The organism is Pandoraea sp. 64-18, from assembly GCF_001899225.1.
Taxonomy (GTDB): Bacteria; Pseudomonadota; Gammaproteobacteria; order Burkholderiales; family Burkholderiaceae; genus Pandoraea; species Pandoraea cepalis.
Genome location: NZ_MKVU01000016.1, coordinates 62780 through 81583, shown reverse-complemented (window position 1 = coordinate 81583; position 18804 = coordinate 62780). Strand labels below are relative to the sequence as shown.

Below are 18804 nucleotides of genomic sequence, written 5' to 3'. Positions count from 1 at the left end.
ATCAATTGCCAAACCGCGCAAGCGAGAGGCCCGAAACGTGCCGGAGGTAATCCTGACTTCCGCACTCGCCGACAAAGCGATTGGGGATGCCGACTCGCTCGATCTTCGGCATTTTTGGTAGCCCCCCGGAAGCGTACAGGTCACTAATAGCCTCAACGATAGAGCTCCCGAATCCGCCGTTGAGTTGATGCTCCTCGACAGTGACGATCGTGTCGAATTCCATCGACAGTCGCTTTAGCATCCCAAGATCGTATCCGCCTACGAACGGGCAGCTATATACGGCAAAGCCCAGCCCTCGTGCGTCGACTTCCGCAACGACGTGACCGAGAATAGCCCCAGTCGTAAGCACCACGGTTCCGTTCCCACCGCGAAGAGGCAACATCCTGCCGGGCGAGATATCCAACAACGGCCCCGAATCGTGCACGGCCGACTCGCCCGCCTTGTTGATGCGTACGTAACCAGGCCCCTGATGCTTCGCCATAAAATGGGCAGCGGCACGCGCCTCGGTCGGGTCGGCCGGCGCACACACGAGCATGTTGGGGATCGCTCGCATCATCGCAATGTCTTCCGTGGCATGATGGGAAACACCTTGTGGGCCGTAGGCGTAACCTGCGCCGACTGCCACAACTTTTACATTGGCATCGTGATAACAGACATCGTAACGAATCTGCTCCATACACCGCAGCGTCGGGAAATTGCCAATCGAGTAAGTAAATACGTTATATCCCTCACGCGCCAGACCTGCTGCAACCTGGGTCATATTCTGCTCGGCAATTCCGACATTCAGAAATCGATCAGGAAACTGCGCTGCAAACGGCTCTAAAACGGAATATCCCAGGTCACCGCAAAGCAGAAAGATATCGTCTTGTTGCGCAGCGAGCTCGCTCAAGGTCTTGATAAAAGTATTGCGCACTACACCGCTCCCAGTTCCTTGCGCGCCGCCCGATAATTTTCGTCGTCAGGTGACCGATAGTGCCAAACAAGGTGATTTTCCATGAAGCTCACGCCTTTGCCTTTGACCGTATGCGCGATGATGCATTTCGGCTTGCCATCCCGCCGCGCCTTGGCGTCGACAAGCCCTTCACGCAACTGGTGCAGATCGTGGCCGTCCACCTCGGTTATCGCCCAGTTAAAAGCGCGAAACTTGTCACTTAAGGGCTCGAGGTTCATCACTTCGGCCACAGATCCAAAGCTTTGGATCTTGTTGTAGTCAATCACAGCGATAAGATTGTCAAGGCGATGATGCCCTGCGAACAAGATCGCCTCCCAATTCGACCCCTCGTCCAGTTCACCATCGCTAAGGATAGCGAACACCGAATGTGGCTGCTCGCGACGGAGCCCCGCAAGAGCGCTGCCGCAGGCCACGCCAAGCGCATGTCCGAGGCTCCCGGTCGAAAGCTCCACACCAGGCAAGCGATGATTAACGTGCGATGTGAAATACCCGCCATCAGCGATGAAATTGGCACGCAGGTCGTCAGCGGAAAAGAATCCGCGGCGCGCCAATGCCGCGTAAAGCGCAGTACAAGCGTGGCCCTTGCTATAGAAGAGGCGATCACGCGCGGGATCATTGCAACGTTGGGGCGATACATCGAGCACTCCGGAATAAAGGACAGCCAGAATGTCGGCCACCGAAAACGCGCCGCCGATATGCGATGTACGCTTGCTGTAGCATAGCTCCAGCGCACACAAGCGAATGTAGTTTGCGAATTGGGCAACTTCGGTCATGAAAAATCTCGTGAAAAACGGACTCGGTACCAGTCAACGGTACGGCGCAGGCCCTGCTCAAGCGATACGGAAATATTAAGCGCAAGCTCATCTCGTGCCCGGTTAATCGCTGGTACGTAACGTTCGGGAGGCGTGGCCGGTTGAGGGACACCCAACACCCGAATGTCCGGCGAACCCACGCCCGCGGCCCTTGCGACGCGTAAAGCCAGATCGCGAATCGAAACGGCCTGATCTGATCCGACATTGTATGACTGCCCCGACTGCCCTCGCACAAAAATAGCCAGCAACCAGACGACCAGATCGGTCGAGTACATGTACGAGCGAAGTGGGGTACCGTCCCCCTTAATAAGGAAGGGCCGTCCCTTAAGCGCATCGTTGATGAAGTTCCCAGCAGCAAATTGCTTATCCAGGGCAAGAAACGGTCCAATCTGCGCAAAGATTCGAGCGGAAACCGCCGCAGCACCGCCCTCCGACGCGTATGTATTGCACAGCCACTCAGAGACATGCTTCCCGATGCCATACGCGGCACCCGCCTGAGCCACGTCCAGCCCCCCTTGGTACGTTTCCGGAACACGATCGATCTCGTGCGGGATACGGCCGTAAACAGCCCCGGAACTTAGCAACAACAGTCGCTGCGCCTCGCATGCACGGCTCAGGTCGAGTACGCGGCGTGTCCCTGCGACCGTGACATCGAAGGTGTCGAGCGGCGTACTTTTTGCGACTACGTCGGTTGCCGCATGCAACACATGCGTGAAGATTCCCGGCGGGTAGACAAAATTCGTAACATCGCCTTGAATCCATTCAATTGCCGGGTCGCCGGCAATGTCTGAATCGGTTACGCGAAAGCGATCCGGATCGCGACTGAGTACGGTCATTCGCATATCGAGTGCCAGTTCCCGGTTGGCACGGCACAGCGTTGCCAGTAGCCATCTGCCGATGTACCCCGTGCCGCCGGTTACGAACATGCGCGCCTGCTTTAACGTCCGCAAGTCCGTTTCGGAACGCTCCAGGATGTTGTTTAAATCCTCGTCGAATACTTGCATCTAGGTCGATTCAACCTACTAATTTTGTGTCGGCTTTTCCGCCGGATGAGTGTGGCCGTCAGACAAGCACGAATATCTCGCCCAAGCGCTGATCGAAGCTCAACACGTTACCCATCAGGCGACCTGCGCGGACGGAGAGTTCGCACTTTAGCAGCAAGATCATGGTAATCAGGGCGACGTCGATCTCCTTGGTCCAGGGCGTGCGGCCGAAAATCTGCTCCCCGAGATACTTGCGATTATCGAAAAACGTCAGCCAATAGAGAAAGTCGTATCCTGCTACGCCGAGAAACGCGTCCTCCCAATCCACAGCGATAAGGCCCTCGGCATCACACATTAGGTTGGCCGGCCCAAGGTCACCGTGACAGACGACTGGTGACATTGAAGGCACGACCTGTTTCAAGCGATGCAGATGCAACGTCGCCTGCCTCGCCACCGCGGTACCAATATGGCTCGACGAGGCGAGACGTGCCAACGCCTCCTCAGCCTCGCAAAGCAGCGCCTGCATATCGTCGCCCGGCGCCAAGCAAGACACGCACGCGTCAGAAGACAAGCGCGCTTCGTACTGGGATATGGTCGCGAGCATGTCGGCGACTCCCGGAGCAACAATCGGTGTCGACAGCACGTCCGCCACCATCCACAGGCGATCGCTGCATTCGAAGCGATCGACCCGCACCCGTGGGTACGCCATTTGAAACAAGGAAATCTCTTTGTCAAGCGCACGCCGCCCCGCGAGGGTGGCGTGCGACTTGAGGAAGCAGGCACGGCGGCCTGCCCCCCCTACCGTGAAGCACACCCCGAGCGTCCCTATCCGCAACCGCGTCAGCGTATCGGGATCCGAGCCAAGATATTCAAGCAAGGGGCCAGGATCTACAGCCGCTTGACCTATTTCCAACCCCGCCTCAGGATAATCTCCAGAGTAATGCCTCAACTTACTTAGCATCGTAATATTTGGCGAGGTATGGAACCTTGTCGTAACGGAAATGCCGTGCAAGCGCCGTTGTGGCGTGAATGATTTGCGCCTTCTCTGCGTCGTTCAGGTCGTCGATGATTGCCGCGTTGTAATCTTCGGTGCTTTTAAGCACCGTGCCCCAAGGCGCGATATCGTCTTTGATCTCCTTACCGTTCCAGCTCGGATAAAGCATCGAATCTTGGAATTTCACACCAATGAAGCCAGCTACCTCGGTCATGAACGATTTCTTATCGCCTACGAGATCTTCATAGCGGAAGATACGCACATTCTCCGGGTACATCTGAGCGAACATTTCCACCGTCGAATGGTAAATATTCCACGTTATCAGATACTTGCTGAGCGGCTGGGGGAAGGGGCGACGCTTGGTGTCTCGGTACGCCGAGAACGGATTGCGCACGATATGCATGATGCGCACGTTCGGGAAGTCACGAACAAGGCGATCCGAGTCAATGCCTATAGCCGGAGAATAACCGACATGGCGCATACCTTCGGCCGGCGTCGCATAGTAGTTCTTCCACGACGTGAACGTTGAACGGAAAAATGCCTCAATGACCTGACGGCGCGAATGAGGGCCATCGCCAAGCAGCCGCTCGAACTCAGCAATTCGATCGGCTTCATTGAGCTCGAGATCGGCCCCCTTGAACTTCGAGCCGTTCCTCTTCCGCAAGAAAGTCTTCATTTCCTCGTCGATCATCTGCTCATAGAGCTCGATCGCGGTAGCGCCTTCCGGGAATTCGGGATAACGGTACTGCACTCTTTCGACAGACGCCAGAAAATCATTGAAATTTCGGTTGCCGAGTTGGGACTCGAACGGATACACCAGAAGTTCGGAGTGACCGTCAAGATGCCGATGGGTAACGTTACCGCCGTGCTCAAAACCGGCGGAAACCATGACCAGATTGAAATTACTCATTAAAGTGGCTCCATATGCATTGCTTGTATTTTCTTCGGCTTCATCGCTGTCGATTTCCGCCTCATGCGATCGATCGGGCTCTGGATTAGCAATTCAGACACATAGCTAAGAAGTACGCTGCCCGCAATGGTGAACGCTAACAACCCGACTCCCTGGAAGTGCAAAAATCTGCCGACTACCAGAATTAGGAAGTGATTCAAATATATACCGTAAGAAATATTTCCCAGAAACAGGTCAAAGCGGTTCGCGGCCTCTTTAAAAAGCATCGTCACGGCGATCGAAAAAATCGCGATCAGGGCCAAATGCTTCAGAACACCACCGCGCTCGAGGCTAGCTTCGCCGAACAGGCAAAAACATGCGATCAGCGCCACTAGTAACGCAGCACGCGCCACCCGATTTTGAAGCCGAAATGGCTGAAATGCGGGTTGCTCTATCAGAAAGTAAAGTCCGATACCGAGCAGAAAATAACCAAAGTTACCGAAAGGCAGAAAGTACGAAGCGCGCCAGTCCCCCCACGTCGTCAAAGTGCATTTCAGAACGATCAGCGTCGCGAAGCCGACAAAATACCAGATTCCGGCCCGAACGCGGAAAATCAAAGGCACAGCAAGATAGAACAGCAATTCGCTTGCGATGGACCAGCTTTGTCGCACGGGCAACATGAATTGAAGCGATTCGCGCACTGACGCGATGTCCTGACCGAAAAGAAAAACGGTCAGGATCGTCATGAGCGAATTCAGACGATCGAACCCAGTTCGGTCCAAATCGCGAAACAGTTCAAAGATGAAGTCGTCACCGGTCGCCGGGCGGTGCAAAGCCGCATAGGTCAACCAGGTCAGAAGCAAGAGCAGAATATAGGTTGGCCAAAGTCGCAACGCCCGGTTCAAGTAGAAGTGCCATGCGCCGCTGGACAGGTGGCAATACTTCACCTGCCACACTGCCGCCATGTAGACTCCAGACAGCACAAAAAATACCTGCACGCTCGCCAGGGCGCCAATCGAGCCCCCCCCCAAACCGACGTGCGAAGTCAAGACGATCAGTGCCAACATAAATCGAATAATGCCCATTGAGCCCTCTGCGGCGCGCAAATCGGGAAGAATTACCAGTCACCTTCAGCGATGGGCGACTGCTCAAAGGCCCGGATATCCGCCAGTGTGTGCGCACGCATATCATCGCCGGCTACGTAAGCTCGGTGCCAGCTAACGATACGCTGCAGGGCCGTATCGAGACGCCAGCGCGGGTGCCACTGCAGCAACTGATGCGACTTTGAGCAATCGAGTTTCAAGTAATGCGCCTCGCGCGGATGCGTTCCGCAATCGAGCCTCCACGTGGCACCACCGCCCCACAAGTCGGTCATGCGGGTAACGATCTGCTCGACAGGACGAGCGTCGCCTTGAGTCGGACCGAAGTTCCAGCCGCTCGCATAAGCAGCTCCCCCGTCCCACAAACGTTCAGCGAGAAGCAGATAACCTGACAACGGTTCAAGCACGTGCTGCCATGGACGAATTGCGTGCGGCGACCGAATCTGCACCGGTTCGCCAGACTCGATAGCACGCAGGATGTCGGGAATCAACCGGTCTTGCGCCCAATCGCCACCGCCGATCACATTCCCGGCCCGGGCGGAAGCGACTGCCACACCGTGACTTCCATACGCTTCGGCAGAAAAGAATGAGTCCCGATACGCCATCGTGACGAGTTCCGCACACCCTTTGCTATTGCTGTAGGGATCGTGCCCACCCATAGCATCCTGCTCACGATACCCCCAAACCCACTCACGATTTTCGTAGCATTTATCACTGGTCACATTCACCACGGCCCGCACGGAAGGTACGTGCCGAATCGCATCCAGTAAATGTACCGTGCCCATGACGTTGGTCGCGTACGTTCCGACCGGATCGACATACGAATGTCGAACAAGCGCCTGAGCTGCCATGTGGATCACGATGTCGGGTGCACATTCGCGCACGACGTTGGCAACCAGTGCCGCATCGCGTATGTCACCCTCAATGGAGCGCACGTCCCTCGCAACACGAGCAACTTCGAAGAGGCTCGGGGCAGTGTCAGGCGCAAGCGCCAATCCGGTGACATCTGCGCCCAATTCGCTCAGCCAAAGCGATAGCCAAGCGCCTTTGAAGCCCGTATGGCCGGTGAGCAGCACCCGTTTACCGCGCCAGAACTTCGAGTTCATTTGTCCCAAACCTTCCAAGGCGCGCGCGCGCTCGACCACAAATCTTCCAACAGCATCTTGTCGCGCAGTGTGTCCATCGGTTGCCAAAAACCGTGATGTTGATAAGCGGAAAGCTGTCCTTGAGCTGCAAGCGTCTCCAACGGAGTTTGCTCCCAGACCGTCGCATCGTCGATCAACAGATCGATCACTTTCGGTGAAAGCACGAAGAAGCCGCCATTAATCATGGCGCCGTCCCCCTTCGGCTTCTCCTTGAACGTCGCTACTCGATGATCGGGCCGAATGTCAAGGGCGCCGAACCGGCCTGGTGGATAGGTGGCAGTGAGCGTGGCTAGCGTACCCTGCACTTTATGAAACTCGATCAGGGCCGTAACATCGACATCGCTTACTCCATCCCCATAGGTGAAACAAAAAGACTCCTCACCGGCCAGATAAGGCGCGGCCCTTTTCAAGCGCCCCCCTGTCATGGTGTCCTCCCCGGTATCGAGCAATGTCACCCGCCAAGGCTCCGCATGCCGTTGGTGCACATCCATGCGGTTTGATGCCATGTCGAATGTCACATCCGACATATGTAGGAAATAGTTGGCGAAATATTCTTTAATTAGGTAGCCCTTATACCCGCAGCAAATCACAAAATCATTAATCCCGTGGTGCGAGTAAATCTTCATGATGTGCCAGAGAATGGGCTTGCCGCCGATCTCGATCATGGGCTTGGGGCGAAGATGTGTTTCTTCGGAAATTCGTGTGCCGAGACCTCCGGCGAGTATGACCGCTTTCATTTATCCGCTTCCCCATGATTTGTCGAATTTCGTTTACGCGCAGTCAGGCAAGCGATCTCAGCAGCACTCCGCGAACGGATAGGACGAAGCAGGTATTGGGTCCGGGCTCGCGTATATCCGCCAGCCCCCTCAGGCGTCGTCAACGTGCCAACATTCGCGTAGTCGGCTTCAAGGTCGCCACCAAAATGGGCCACAACCGCCTGCGCCGACAAGCTGCGAGGACCGCCGGGCTCATAGAACAACCAAGCGCCCCCAACGTCACGGCAAGACTCGGTATCCAAACTCCCCGTTGCAAGGCGATCGCTGCCCGGATAGGCCCCCACCATCCACGGCTGACCGAGACTGCGGGTCTGAAGGGCGAATAAGACGCCCGACGATTGTCCGGTGAGGTCGATCATAGATGCCCCTGGCGTGAGTCCGTTGGCGCGCGCAATTGTCACCACTTCAGCAAGATACGCGCGGTAATCCGCAGCCAACACCAACTTCCCCCCACCAGGGAAATCAAACGCATCGGTATATTGCCGAAGGTTCGGTGGCTGACGATAGGGCGATGCCATCCCTTCGGAAATCAGCGTTACCGTAGCCATCTGCATAACAAGAGCGAACGGAACCAATGCAACAAGTCGACGATGGGTGGGCAAGACCGAAGCGGCGACAAACACAACTGCGAGCATCCACAACAGCGCAACTGATGCGCCCTGCACCCAGTAATTTCCGTTCGTTCCAAACGCCGAGGCATGGGGCAGCGACAACAGCAATGCGGCCAACAGCCAACGTCGTTTCGGGACGCGAGCGAGTGCAGTATACCCGCTGGTCATCACCACCCCGGCAAGGCTAGCCGCCGACACCAGAAAAATCACCGGGCCGCGCAATGCCACTGGGGTTCGGCCCGAGCCGATGAGCCAAATCGTGCTCGCCGCGAGCGCCGCACATGCTATGGCGCCCAACATGCCCCCCCAGCGCCCTGAACGCGTCAGCGCGAGACCGACTACGGTCACAGTGATCGCAACACATGCTGCCAACTGATACTCTGCATCTGCATAGTTAGCGTTATCGATGCGAAATATCTTGTCGAACTCCTGTCCGCTGCCCAATACGCGCAGCATCTCGATACTGTTGCGCAGCCGAGCGACGAATTGCGCGATCGAGCCATCGATCAGGAAAGCGGTAAGTACCAACAACAACAGCGACAATCCACCCGCGAGTACCATCCGTCGCAGGTGCTTGACGCCCGAGGCGGCCGAATACATCGTAAAAATGACGCCCAGCAACGCCGCCGTGGTCGGCTTACCCATGAAGGTCAGCCACCCGCCGACGGCCACCAGAACGCTGCCGGTCACGGCGACGCGAATTCGTGCGTCATCCATGAGTAGCAGCCCGGTGAGGGCCAGCATGACGGACTGGAACGTTAGCGAGTTGTAGCTCGGTGTAACGAGCCAGCCGGGGAAGCTCGCCAGCGACATCGGCGCCAAGGCCAGCCCCATCGCCCAGTCCGCCTTTGACACGCCCGCGCCATCCATCGCCGCGCGGTGCACCAGACTGATTGACAGAAAACTGGCGAGGCCAAAGGTTATCAATACATTGGCCTGACGCAGCGCACCAATGTCCCCCCCCACCAGAGAGTAAAGTGGTCGGTAGACGAACCCAAATAACGAGACCGGGATATTCAGCGAGTAGGCGTCAGGGGCGACAATGGACGTCAGATAGAAACTTTCGTCTGTAAGATCAAAGCCGTAGCGACAATAATGCAGCGCAAATCCGAGTATAAGGAGGGCGACCGCTGCGGCTAACAAAACCAGAAGCCCATCGCGCCACGGCACTGCCCTGATCTCTATCCCCCGCGCGATTCTCCCTCCCACCCCGAACACCCCAGTCGCCAATGAATCCGCAGATTTTAGCCGAAGCACAAGAGGACGTCACCAAGAGCGAATGTTTCACGAACAAGCCGTATCGTGACGCAGCGCACCAAAAGGGAGGCCCGCCATATGCACCATGATGGTCAGATGTCAGGCTGCGCTCCCTTCACCCTCAATGCCGCGTGACCGGCAGTGACACCGTGACGGCGTCCCGCCATCTCGTCGCTGCCCGGATCGTTCGCGGGCAGGCGATGCTGCTCAATGTCCTGCACCACCTGTACCGTCGCATCGATGCCGTCGGTCAGCGGCTTCGGATCGAGGCCGATACCCAGCACCACCATCGCCATCGCCCCAAGCTGCGCGAACTCACGACGGCTCACATCCTTGAGCGATGTGACATGCGCATTTCCGACGCGTCCGAAAATCGCTCGCTTGACCGTCCACAGCGTGTAAGCCGCGCTTAGCACCAGCGTCAGCGACGCCAGTGCGCCGATCCAGAAATTGACCTTGATCGCGCCCATCAACACGAGGAACTCGCCAACGAAGCCGGACGTCCCCGGCATCCGCACGTTCGCCATCGAGAACAACATCACCAACGTCGCGAAGCGCGGCATCGTGGCAGCCACGCCGCCATAAGCGTCAATCGACGCGCTGGACGTCCCGTCGTACAGCATCCCCGTGCACAGCAGCATTGCGCCGGAGACAATGCCGTACGAGATCATCTGCATCACGGCGCCGTCGGTCCCCATCTCGGAGAACAGGAACAGCCCCAGCGTCTCCAAACCCATGTGCGCGACGGCCGAGTACGCCAGCAACTTGCGCAGATCCGTTTGCACCAGCGCCACCAGGCTCGCGTAAATCACGGCGACCAGCGACGGCAAGACCATGAGCGCCGCAAGGAAATGACTGGCATCGGGCGGCAGCGGCAGATTGAATCGAAGCAGTCCGTAGCCGCCGAGCTTGAGCATGCCGAGCATGACCGCAGCGCCGGTCGGCCCGTCAAGATGCACCTCGGGCAACCACGTGTGCACGGGCCACATCGGCACCTTGACCTAGAACGCCCCGAGAAAGCCGATGAACAACATCACCTGCACACCGCCAGGGGCAGATGCAGCGCCTGCCAACTCGCGATCTCGAAGCTCTGCATCTGCATGTACAGATAGAGCATCGAGAGGAGCATCATCAGCGAACCGGTCAGCGAGATGAAAAAGAACTTCAGGGCCGCGTGGGTGCGATTGGCGCGACCATACACGCCGATGAGCAGATAAAACGGCAGCAGAGTCGCTTCGAAGGAAACGACGAACAGCATGTCGTCCTGCGCCGTAAAGACGCCCTGCATCAGCCCCGACAACATCGGGAAGCTGCCGAAGTACGAACGCACGCGCGTCGTCACGGCGCGCCACACCGGTGAGCGCCACCAGCCACAGGGAAATGCCGTCGATGCCCACATGCCACGACGCATCGAGCGAATCGATCCGGCGAAAGCGCTCGACAAACTGCAGGCTGGCCACACGGGTACGAAACCCACGCACCAGCGGCACGATGGGCGCCGCCGATATCGCGGCTGCGATCAGCGAGGTCCAACGTACGGCATTGGGATGACGATCCCAGCCCAGCAGAATGACGAGTGCGCCAGCCGCGAAAGGAAGCCAGATGAGAAGGGACAAGATGGGAGACATTGGGGGCCCTGATGTGCCGCAACAAAATTCAGCGCGATGGCGCTATATCGACGTTGCCAGGGACGAACCTACCCCACACGCATCGCGGGTCGCGATGCGTGCACATCAAAGCAAATCAATGCCATCGGGAGGGGACGCCAGGCGCGGAGGCGTCAACGAAGGTGGCAAGCATACGTGCCCGAAAAATATTTTGCGTTGCAGCAATTTTACAAATGATTGCGAGTGCGTTGCCCGAACGTGCGGTCGGCGATTGCATCGGGTCGACCTTTCCGCGCGGCAGTCCCCAATGTGGATCAGGCCTTTGGGCGACGCAAATCGAACATCGGTCCGATCTCTGCATAGTCGCCGAGATAACCCGCGCGCATCACCGGATGCGCCTTCGCCGTATCGAAGATGCCGTCTTCGCGCAGATACTCGCGGCGGATGTGCACGCCGACGACCTGCCCCAAGGCGAGCCAGTTGTCCATCGGCTTGCCGTCGAGATTGTGCAGGCGCACGATCTGCAGCAACTTGCATTCGAGCGAGGCGGGCGACTCGGCCACATGCGGTACGTCGACATTGACGCCGGCGGCCTTCGTCAGCCCTGCCAGTTCGAACTCGTCGACGTCGTGCGGCACGGGGGCCGAAGTCCGGTTCATCTGCGTGACGAGCGACTTGCTCGTGAAATTCCAGACGAACTCGCGCGTGGCTTCGATGTTGGCAATCGAGTCTTTGTAGCCCTCACTGCAAAACCCGACGATCGGCGGGAACGTCGCAAAAGCGCCGAAGAAGCTGTAGGGCGCGAGGTTGACCCGGCCGTGCGCGTCGCTGCTGGAGATCCAGCCGATGACGCGCGGCGCGACAATCGCCTTGAACGGATCGTGAGACAGACCGTGACCCTTGGCCGGGTCATAGAAGTGAACGTCGTTGGACATGAGGCAGTGAAGATCCACGTGAATGAATGTCCCACACGATATCGCATTGCCACAGACCGCAGGTCAACAGCCAGCCAAAGATTCACCAATCGAAACAATCATTCCGGCAGTCAAAACACTCCACGCTTCAGGCAACCGCCCCACCTACGCCCCGAATGCCGTATGAATAAAGGCTTGCGGTGCCGCCCGGGCGGTCTCCGGCGAGATTCACCGATTTATGCGACGATTGCCCGTGTTGCGTCGCGCAAGGCGACGCGTTTTTCATTGCGCGCGCCACCACCGCGCAGACAGACCATGCCCGCCACACTCAAGATCGATTTTGTCTCCGATGTCGCCTGTCCCTGGTGCGCCATCGGCCTCGCCTCATTGAAGACGGCCCTCGGCCGTCTGGGCGACGAGGTCGACGCCGACCTACATTTCAGCCCCTTCGAACTCAATCCCGACATGCCGGTCGACGGCGTTCCGCTCGCCGATTACATGTCGCGCAAGTACGGCCTGTCGCCGGAACAGTTGGCACAGAATCAGGCCAACATTGGCGCGCGGGCGGCGGCCGAAGGGTTCCCGATGCGCATGGACCTGCGCACGCACGCCTACAACACGTTCGACGCGCATCGTCTGCTGCACTGGGCACAGACCGTCGGCAACGACACGCAGCTCGCCCTGAAGGAAGCGCTGTTGCGCGCCTACTTCGTCGAGGGCAAGCGCACGAGCGACCCGGAAGTGCTCGTCGACGCCGCGCGGCAAGCCGGCCTCGACACGGCGCGTGCGCGCGAGATCCTCGCCTCCGACGAGTATGCGGAGCAGGTGCGCGCGCTTGAGCGCCACTACCAGAATCTCGGCATCCAGTCGGTGCCGGCGATCATCTTCAACAACCGCCATCTCGTGAGCGGCGGACAACCGTCGGAAGTGTTCGAACAGGCCATTCGTCAGATTCTGGCCGAGGGCTGATCCGTCATGTCGTCCCTGCCCCCGATCGCCGATACCGCGGCGGCCAGCGCCCCAGCGGCGGCGCACACGCACGAGCCGCCCGCCACCGGGCGCGGACTCGCCATGACGGCGATTCTGCTCGCCGTCTCGCTCGCCAGTCTCGACACGGCGATCGCCAACACGGCCCTGCCGCAGATGGCACTCGATCTGAAAACGACGCCGTCGGCATCGGTCTGGATCGTGAACGCGTACCAATTGGCGATGGTGGCGACCCTGCTTCCGTTCGCTTCGCTCGGCGAGCGCGTCGGGCACAAACGCGTCTTCATGTCGGGTGTGGCGGTGTTTCTCGTGGCGTCGCTGCTGTGCGCCCTGTCGCCGACGCTCGGCTTTCTCGCAGGCGCTCGCGTCTTGCAGGGCGTGGGGGCCGCTGCGGTCATGAGCGTGAACATCGCGCTTATCCGGTTCCTGTATCCGGCGCATCAACTTGGGCGCGGTGTGGGCCTGAACGCGCTGATCGTCGGTATTTCGTTCGCCATCGGGCCAACGTTGGCGTCGCTCGTCCTCGCGTTCGGGAGCTGGCCGTGGCTGTTCCTGATCAACGTGCCGACGGCGTTGCTGGCGCTGGCGTTCTCGCGCCGCAACCTGCCCGACACACCGCGCAGCGCGCACAAGCCGGACATGATCGCCGCGTTGCTCAATGTGGCAACGTTTGCGCTGCTGATCTTTGCGCTGAGTCAGAGTGCTCAACGGGCCGATTGGCGTCTGACGGTGACGTGCTTCGTGGGCGCGATTGTGTTTGGCTGGGCCTTGATTCGCCGTGAGCGTGGCCATCGCGCGCCGATGCTGCCAGTCGACTTGCTGCGTCTGCCCGCCTTTGCGCTCTCTACGCTCACGGCCATCTGTGCGTTTGCGACGCAGGGGCTGGGACTCGTGTCGTTACCGTTCTATTTCGAGAACGTGCTGCATCGCAGTCCTATCGAGACAGGCTTTCTGATGACGCCCTGGCCGTTTTTCGTGGCCGCGATTGCGCCCTTGGCGGGACGTCTGTCCGACCGTTATCCGCCCGGCGCGCTGGGCGCGATTGGCCTGGCAATGCTGAGCGCGGGCATGGGGTTGCTGGCGATCATGCCCGAACACGCGCAGCTGTGGGATATCGGCTGGCGGATGGCGTTGTGCGGTCTGGGGTTTGGTTTCTTCCAGTCGCCGAATCTGAAGGCGTTCATGCACAGCGCACCGCCGGAGCGCAGTGGCGGGGCAAGCGGCATGGTGGGAACGTCGCGACTGCTGGGGCAAGCGACGGGCGCTGCACTCGTGGCCCTGGCGTTGGGCATCGCAGGCGCCCAAGGTTCGTTGTGGGCGTTGGCGTGGGGTGCGGCGTTCTCGGCCGCAGGCTGTCTTGCGAGCGGCCTGCGCTTGGTGCGCAGTCGGGCTTGATCGCGCACAGGAGAAACACGCCAGGGAACCGACGTGTTCCCCCTAGGCGATTCAGGAGGACGATTCGGTGACGCGTCGTTTGACCTTGATGTCCGCCACCGGGATCACCGCGGCCACCGCATCCCCGAGCAAGCGACGCAACTCGGTGGATTGGCCGACCAGATCGGCCAACGTGTAGCGGTCGAGCACCGCAAAATAGGTGCGCAACGCCTCGCCCAGCACGCCGCGCAGGTTGCACGCCGACGTGATGACACAGGCGTTATCGCCTTGGTGGAAGCACTCGACCATCGCGAAGTCGGGCTCCATCGCCCGCACCACCTCGCCAAGCCCGATGCGCTCCGGTGCGCGTCCCAGTCGAATCCCGCCCGAGCGCCCGCGCACCGTGTGCAAGTAGCCCAGTTGGCCGAGCTTCTGCACGATCTTCACGAGGTGGTTCTTGGGGATGTCGAACGCATCGGCCACGGCCTGCACGTGCACCAACTCGTCGGGGTGAACCGCGACGTAGATCAGGGTGCGCAAACTGTAATCGGTGTGGTCGGTGAGTCGCATTCGACGGGGGAAGCGCGGCAGGAACGGGTCAGGCGGCACCAAGTGCCGCCTGCAACTATCGCGAACCAGTTTAACATGGCTTTCATAGGCATCTTATGCTGCGCCGAAGCCATGCGCCGCCGGTATGCCTCGACTCGCCAAGGGATCGCCTTACCAGCGCACGGTCATCCCGCCCATCCAGGAATAGTCATACGTCTGCGGATTGAGGCCGCGTCGATAGCCGACGTCCAGATCCAGCCACGACTTCGGGCTGTAGATCGCACCGAGAATCATGAACGCCGGGTGCGTCCGCTGCGTGAAGTCGGGGTTCTGCGAAGCGCCCACATCCAGAATGAGCTGCGTTGTCGGCAACACGCGATACAGCACCGCCCCTGAGACCTTCCACAATGACTGGCGATCGCCTTGACGGTTCGGCTGATAAGCGGCCCCGGCGTTGAACAGAAACGTCCATTTGTCGATCTCGTATTGCGTGAGCAAGGTCGCCCCGGCGTTCACCCGACCGCTGCCAAGCCCGCGCTGGTCGTTACCCGTAGGGAAACTCAGGTACGGCTTGAGGCCGATGCTGAACGCCCCGTCGTCGTACATCCGCCACTTGGCGCCCGTCTCCACATCGCCAACACCATTGCCGGCGGCGTCCGAGCGGTTTTGAAGGTGCGTATAGGGCACGTCGACATACAGATCGAGCGCCTCTCCCACCCCTCGGGTGAGCGTGCTGTTCCAGAGCGTCTGGCGGCCGATTTCCGGCTGCTTCGACGTCACTTCGCCATTGGTCTCGAACTGCCAGTTGCCGTCGCCCTGTGTGCCGGTATCGTCGGACACCAGCGGATGGGCGGCGAAGGCGCTGAGCGGACAGAGCAGCGCCAGAGACATCAGTTGCTTCTTCATGAGTCGTTCTCTTGCTTACGTGTGCCGCCCCGGCGCGGCGAGCGGCGGGGCGAGCGTGTGTGTGTGATTGTCAGCTCCCGCCCGGCCGGGCGGGAGCGTTGTATGAAATCAATGGCGGTAACGATTCGGCCGTCTCGGCTGACGCGGCCGATACCCGATCAGAACCAGCGGCCAAAGCGGCGGATGTAGATCGTCTTCACCACTTGGGCGAGAGCGATGTAGCCGAGCATGGTCGCAGCCAGCCAGTAGAAGTACGTCCCCGGCAGGGCCACGAAGCCCAGCGCTTCGGCAAAGGGCGAGTAAGGCAGCCAGCAGGCCAGCGCGATCGCCACCGTCGTCGACAGCATGATCGGCAGCGCCGGCGTGCTTTGCAGGAACGGGATCTTCTGCGTGCGCAGCAAGTGAACGACCAGCGTCTGCGACACCAACCCTTCGACGAACCAGCCCGAGTTCATGATGACCTGCCCCGCATCGCCGCCATGCGCGTGATACAGCGCGCCCGCACCGAACACCGTCCACATCAGCGCATAGGTCGTGATATCGAACACCGACGAGGTCGGTCCGAGCCACAGCATGAAGCGCCGGATGTTGCCCGCGTCCCACTTGCGCGGCTTCTTGAGGAATTCCGGATCCATGCGATCCCATGGCAGGAACATTTGCGAGATGTCGTACACAAGGTTCTGCACGAGCAATTGCATCGCGAGCATCGGCTGCCACGGCAGGAATGCGCTCGCCACCAGCACCGAGAACACGTTGCCGAAGTTCGAGCTGGCCGTCATGTTCAGGTACTTGAGGATGTTGCCGAAGGTCTCGCGGCCCTTGATGACGCCCTCCTCCAGCACCATCAGGCTCTTTTCGAGCAGGATGATATCGGCGGTTTCCTTGGCGATATCGGCACCGGTATCCACCGAGATGCCGACGTCGGCATCGCGCAGCGCCGCGGCGTCGTTAATGCCGTCGCCCAGGAAGCCCACCGTGTGACCGTTGGCCTGCAAGGCCTTGACCACGCGCGCCTTGTGCAGCGGTGCGAGCTTGGCGAACACAGTCGTGCGACCGACCGCCTCGCGCAGCGTGGCGTCGTCCATCGGTTCGATGTCCGTGCCGAGCAGCGGCGTGCCGGGTTCCAGGCCGACCTGACGGCACACGTTGATCGTGACGATCGGGTTGTCGCCGGTCAGCACCTTCACCGTCACGCCATGCTCGCGCAGTGCGGCAATGGCCGGGGCGGCCGAGTCCTTGGGCGGATCGAGGAAGGTCAGAAAGCCGCAGACCGTCAGTCCCGCTTCGTCGGACGTTTTGTACTGCGTCTTCGTCTCGCCTGCCGGGATGTCGCGCGTCGCCACGACGAGCACGCGGAACCCGTCGGCGTTGTATGCCTCGGCGCGCGCCAGCAGGATGGCACGAGCCGCATCGTCGAGCGCGCGCACGCCCTGGGGGGTCTGCACGTGCGTGGAGACGGACAGCATCTCCTCGACGGCGCCCTTGGTAATCATCAGGTGCTCGCCGTGCGCGTCGGCCACCACCACCGACAGGCGCCGGCGCACAAAGTCGAACGGCAATTCGTCGATCTTGGCGAAGTCGCGCGGTTGCACCGCCTCGCCGATCTCGTTGGCACGGCGGATGATCGCGACATCGATCAGGTTGCGCTGGCCACTCTGGTGATAGCTGTTGAGCCAGCCCAGACGCAACACGTCTTCGCGCTCGTCGCCCGCCACATCGAGATGTTGTTCGAGAATGATGCGGTCCTGCGTGAGCGTGCCAGTCTTGTCGGTGCACAGCACGTCCATGGCACCGAAGTTCTGCACCGAGTTCAGGCGCTTGACGACCACCTTGCGGCGCGACATCGCCATGGCGCCGCGCGCCAGGTTGGCGCTCACGATCATCGGCAGCATTTCCGGCGTCAGACCGACGGCCACGGCCAGCGCGAACGTCAGCGCGCTCACCCAGTCGCCCTTGGTCAGACCGTTGATCATGAAGACGACCGGCACCATCACCAGCATGAAGCGAATGAGCAGCCAGCTCACGCTATTCACGCCGCGATCGAAGCTCGTCTCGACCCGCTTGTGACTCACTACGTTCGTTGCCAGCGCGCCGAAATACGTGTCGCCCGCCGTGGCGACGACCACGCCGGTGGCCGTGCCGCTGACCACGTTTGTGCCCATGAAGCAGATATTGGACAGATCGAGCAGGTTCGCATTGCCCTGCCCGGCCGTCGTCTCGGCGGACTTTTGCGCGACGGCACCCAGCGTGTCGTACTTCTCGACGGGCAGCGCTTCGCCCGTGAGGACCGCCTGACTGATGAACAGGTCGCGCGATTCGATCAAACGCAGGTCGGCCGGGATCATGTCGCCCGCCTGGAGCGTCACGATGTCGCCCACGACCAGCTCGCGCATGGCGACCTCGTGACGCTCCGGCTCGCCCGTCGCCGTCACACGGCGGCGAACGCTGGCCGTGGTGCGCACCATCGCCTTGAGCTTCTCGGCCGCGCGCAGCGACCGGAACTCGGAGAAAAAGCGCAACAGGCCGCTGATCGTCACCATCGTGAGCAGGATGGAGATGCCCATGTAGTCTTCATCGCCCGGATCGGCGAAGTAGACGTCGGTGAAATAGCTGACGGTGGCGAGCGCCAGCAGGACCATCACGAAGGGGTTCTTGAAGGCGCCGAACAATTGCACCGCCCAGTGCGGCGGCTTGTCGTGCGCGATTTCGTTAGGGCCGTAGCGTGTCTGGCGCTGACCGACGTCGGCGAGCGTGAGCCCTTTCAGGTCGGTGTCGAGGGTGTGCAGGACGTCCTGCAGCGGCTCATTGGCGAGTCGGGCAACGACGTCGGGGCCGACGGGCGGCAAGTCTGAGGATGTCGAGCGTTCGACGAAGCCGCGCTGCTTGCGGCGCGAGTGAAGGTGCTTGTTCATGACGAATTCCTGGCGCGGCTTACGCGGGTATGGCGG

General features: G+C 60.1%; 15 protein-coding genes and 1 pseudogene. 2 read left to right on the top strand and 14 right to left on the bottom strand.

Translation table 11 applies throughout. The features are described 5' to 3' along the window. Position 1: 1 nt before the first annotated feature. The 11 genes and pseudogenes from BGP02_RS13920 to BGP02_RS13870 all read right to left on the bottom strand — a co-directional run bounded on the left by BGP02_RS13920 (position 2) and on the right by BGP02_RS13870 (position 12061). Positions 2-913, bottom strand: coding sequence for a transketolase family protein (locus BGP02_RS13920; RefSeq protein ID WP_286798741.1), 912 nt, complete (start codon positions 911-913; stop codon positions 2-4). Beyond that, positions 913-1725 carry a transketolase gene (locus BGP02_RS13915; RefSeq protein ID WP_286798740.1) on the bottom strand — a complete coding sequence of 271 codons (813 nt, stop codon included), beginning with the start codon at positions 1723-1725 and terminating at the stop codon, positions 913-915. Before BGP02_RS13915 ends, BGP02_RS13920 begins: the two co-directional genes overlap by 1 nt. Continuing rightward, positions 1722-2768, bottom strand: a complete 1047-nt coding sequence (locus BGP02_RS13910) for an NAD-dependent epimerase/dehydratase family protein (RefSeq protein ID WP_286798739.1) — start codon at positions 2766-2768, stop codon at positions 1722-1724. Before BGP02_RS13910 ends, BGP02_RS13915 begins: the two co-directional genes overlap by 4 nt. Before the next feature lie 58 nt (positions 2769-2826). Next, positions 2827-3624 carry a phosphotransferase family protein gene (locus BGP02_RS13905; RefSeq protein ID WP_286798738.1) on the bottom strand — a complete coding sequence of 266 codons (798 nt, stop codon included), beginning with the start codon at positions 3622-3624 and terminating at the stop codon, positions 2827-2829. 73 nt (positions 3625-3697) lie between these two features. Then, a complete protein-coding gene (locus tag BGP02_RS13900; RefSeq protein WP_286798737.1) occupies positions 3698-4651 on the bottom strand; it encodes a sulfotransferase in 954 nt (317 codons plus the stop codon). Continuing rightward, positions 4651-5715: an acyltransferase family protein gene (locus BGP02_RS13895; protein WP_286798735.1), complete on the bottom strand. Its 1065-nt coding sequence runs from the start codon at positions 5713-5715 to the stop codon at positions 4651-4653. The genes BGP02_RS13900 and BGP02_RS13895 overlap by 1 nt, the downstream gene beginning before the upstream one ends. A gap of 32 nt (positions 5716-5747) precedes the next feature. Beyond that, the gene (gene rfbG, locus BGP02_RS13890) at positions 5748-6836 is read right to left on the bottom strand and encodes a CDP-glucose 4,6-dehydratase (protein WP_286798733.1); all 1089 of its coding nucleotides are present in this window, start codon (positions 6834-6836) and stop codon (positions 5748-5750) included. Then, positions 6833-7612 carry a glucose-1-phosphate cytidylyltransferase gene (rfbF, locus tag BGP02_RS13885; RefSeq protein ID WP_286798732.1) on the bottom strand — a complete coding sequence of 260 codons (780 nt, stop codon included), beginning with the start codon at positions 7610-7612 and terminating at the stop codon, positions 6833-6835. The genes rfbG and rfbF overlap by 4 nt, the downstream gene beginning before the upstream one ends. Beyond that, positions 7609-9432, bottom strand: coding sequence for a hypothetical protein (locus tag BGP02_RS13880; RefSeq protein WP_286798731.1), 1824 nt, complete (start codon positions 9430-9432; stop codon positions 7609-7611). The genes rfbF and BGP02_RS13880 overlap by 4 nt, the downstream gene beginning before the upstream one ends. Before the next feature lie 179 nt (positions 9433-9611). Beyond that, positions 9612-11147: pseudogene (locus BGP02_RS13875) on the bottom strand (complex I subunit 4 family protein). 293 nt (positions 11148-11440) lie between these two features. Continuing rightward, positions 11441-12061: a flavin reductase family protein gene (locus BGP02_RS13870; protein ID WP_286798730.1), complete on the bottom strand. Its 621-nt coding sequence runs from the start codon at positions 12059-12061 to the stop codon at positions 11441-11443. Positions 12062-12355: 294 nt separating this feature from the next. Between BGP02_RS13870 and BGP02_RS13865 the strand changes: the two genes are divergently transcribed. Both BGP02_RS13865 and BGP02_RS13860 read left to right on the top strand, forming a co-directional pair. After that, positions 12356-13009 (top strand): DsbA family oxidoreductase, encoded by a 654-nt coding sequence (locus BGP02_RS13865; RefSeq protein WP_286798728.1) that lies wholly within the window; start codon positions 12356-12358, stop codon positions 13007-13009. 6 nt (positions 13010-13015) lie between these two features. Continuing rightward, positions 13016-14422: an MFS transporter gene (locus BGP02_RS13860; protein ID WP_017232407.1), complete on the top strand. Its 1407-nt coding sequence runs from the start codon at positions 13016-13018 to the stop codon at positions 14420-14422. 51 nt (positions 14423-14473) lie between these two features. Here BGP02_RS13860 and BGP02_RS13855 read toward each other — a convergent pair whose 3' ends face one another. The 3 genes from BGP02_RS13855 to mgtA all read right to left on the bottom strand — a co-directional run bounded on the left by BGP02_RS13855 (position 14474) and on the right by mgtA (position 18768). Further along, positions 14474-14971 carry an Rrf2 family transcriptional regulator gene (locus tag BGP02_RS13855; protein ID WP_286798727.1) on the bottom strand — a complete coding sequence of 166 codons (498 nt, stop codon included), beginning with the start codon at positions 14969-14971 and terminating at the stop codon, positions 14474-14476. Positions 14972-15121: 150 nt separating this feature from the next. Continuing rightward, positions 15122-15856 (bottom strand): transporter, encoded by a 735-nt coding sequence (locus BGP02_RS13850; RefSeq protein WP_150551291.1) that lies wholly within the window; start codon positions 15854-15856, stop codon positions 15122-15124. A 158-nt stretch (positions 15857-16014) separates the two neighbouring features. After that, positions 16015-18768: a magnesium-translocating P-type ATPase gene (gene mgtA, locus BGP02_RS13845; RefSeq protein WP_286798726.1), complete on the bottom strand. Its 2754-nt coding sequence runs from the start codon at positions 18766-18768 to the stop codon at positions 16015-16017. Positions 18769-18804 lie beyond the last annotated feature (36 nt).

Excerpts from the sequence above, each read along its gene's own strand:
- BGP02_RS13915 (WP_286798740.1), bottom strand. The coding sequence starts at position 1,725 with ATGACCGAAGTTGCCCAATTCGCAAACTACATTCGCTTGTGTGCGCTG.
- BGP02_RS13910 (WP_286798739.1), bottom strand. The coding sequence starts at position 2,768 with ATGCAAGTATTCGACGAGGATTTAAACAACATCCTGGAGCGTTCCGAA.
- BGP02_RS13900 (WP_286798737.1), bottom strand. The coding sequence starts at position 4,651 with ATGAGTAATTTCAATCTGGTCATGGTTTCCGCCGGTTTTGAGCACGGC.
- BGP02_RS13895 (WP_286798735.1), bottom strand. The coding sequence starts at position 5,715 with ATGGGCATTATTCGATTTATGTTGGCACTGATCGTCTTGACTTCGCAC.
- rfbG (WP_286798733.1), bottom strand. The coding sequence starts at position 6,836 with ATGAACTCGAAGTTCTGGCGCGGTAAACGGGTGCTGCTCACCGGCCAT.
- rfbF (WP_286798732.1), bottom strand. The coding sequence starts at position 7,612 with ATGAAAGCGGTCATACTCGCCGGAGGTCTCGGCACACGAATTTCCGAA.
- BGP02_RS13870 (WP_286798730.1), bottom strand. The coding sequence starts at position 12,061 with ATGTCCAACGACGTTCACTTCTATGACCCGGCCAAGGGTCACGGTCTG.
- BGP02_RS13865 (WP_286798728.1), top strand. The coding sequence starts at position 12,356 with ATGCCCGCCACACTCAAGATCGATTTTGTCTCCGATGTCGCCTGTCCC.
- BGP02_RS13860 (WP_017232407.1), top strand. The coding sequence starts at position 13,016 with ATGTCGTCCCTGCCCCCGATCGCCGATACCGCGGCGGCCAGCGCCCCA.
- BGP02_RS13855 (WP_286798727.1), bottom strand. The coding sequence starts at position 14,971 with ATGCGACTCACCGACCACACCGATTACAGTTTGCGCACCCTGATCTAC.
- BGP02_RS13850 (WP_150551291.1), bottom strand. The coding sequence starts at position 15,856 with ATGAAGAAGCAACTGATGTCTCTGGCGCTGCTCTGTCCGCTCAGCGCC.
- mgtA (WP_286798726.1), bottom strand. The coding sequence starts at position 18,768 with ATGAACAAGCACCTTCACTCGCGCCGCAAGCAGCGCGGCTTCGTCGAA.